The 1,217-nt window shown below is 37.1% G+C and carries 1 protein-coding gene; it reads right to left on the bottom strand.

The features are described 5' to 3' along the window. Positions 1 to 1,194 carry an elongation factor Tu gene (gene tuf, locus CIW83_RS21805; protein WP_094904515.1) on the bottom strand — a complete coding sequence of 398 codons (1,194 nt, stop codon included), beginning with the start codon at positions 1,192 to 1,194 and terminating at the stop codon, positions 1 to 3. Positions 1,195 to 1,217: the final 23 nt, after the last annotated feature.

The following is a 1,217-nucleotide window of genomic DNA, read 5'->3' as shown; positions in this document are numbered from 1 at the left end:
TTATTCAAGAACTTTAGTTACAACTCCAGATCCTACTGTTCTTCCACCTTCACGAATTGAGAATCTTAGTCCTTCTTCTATAGCTATTGGTGTTATTAATTCTATAGTAAACTTTGAGTTGTCTCCTGGCATTACCATCTCTACGCCTTCTTCTAATTTGATATCTCCTGTTACGTCTGTTGTTCTAAAGTAGAATTGTGGTCTATATCCATTAAAGAATGGTGTATGTCTTCCACCCTCTTCTTTAGATAGTACGTATACTTCTGATTCAAATTTTATATGTGGATTTATTGATTTTGGTTTTGCTAGTACTTGACCTCTTTCGATTTCGTTTCTTTGAACTCCTCTTAGAAGTGCTCCTATATTATCTCCTGCTTGTGCTTCGTCTAGTAGTTTTCTAAACATTTCTACTCCTGTTACTACTACTGTTCTTGCTTCTTCTGCTAATCCAACGATTTCTACGTTGTCTCCTGTTTTTACTACTCCTCTTTCTACTCTTCCTGTTGCTACTGTTCCTCTTCCTGTTATTGAGAATACGTCTTCTACTGGCATTAAGAATGGTTTGTCTGTATCTCTTTCTGGTTGTGGAACGTATGCATCTACTTCTTCCATTAGTTTAACTATTTTGTCTCCCCATGGTCCGTCTGGTTCTTCTATTGCTTTTAATGCTGAACCTACTACGATTGGTGTACCATCTCCATCGAAGTCATATTCGGATAGTAATTCTCTTACTTCCATCTCTACTAACTCGATTAGTTCTTCATCATCTACCATGTCTTGTTTGTTTAAGAATACTACTATCTTTGGTACTCCTACGTTTCTTGATAATAGTATATGCTCTCTTGTTTGCGGCATTGGACCATCTGCTGCTGATACTACTAAAATTGCTCCGTCCATTTGTGCTGCTCCTGTAATCATGTTCTTTACATAGTCAGCATGGCCTGGGCAGTCTACGTGTGCATAGTGACGATTTGGTGTTTCATATTCTACGTGAGATGTGGAAATTGTTATTCCTCTTTCTCTTTCTTCTGGTGCTTTATCTATGTTGTCATAGCTTATTGCTTCTCCTGAGCCAAATCTTTTGTTTAATACCATTGTAATAGCTGCTGTTAATGTTGTTTTACCATGGTCTACGTGTCCTATTGTCCCTATGTTTACGTGGGGTTTAGTTCTTTCAAATTTTGCTTTTGCCATTTCAATATTCCTCCTTAATTATA

The organism is Tissierella sp. P1 (assembly GCF_002266425.1).
Lineage (GTDB): Bacteria > Bacillota > Clostridia > Tissierellales > Tissierellaceae > Tissierella > Tissierella carlieri.
This window is presented reverse-complemented; position numbering and strand designations above follow the sequence as displayed.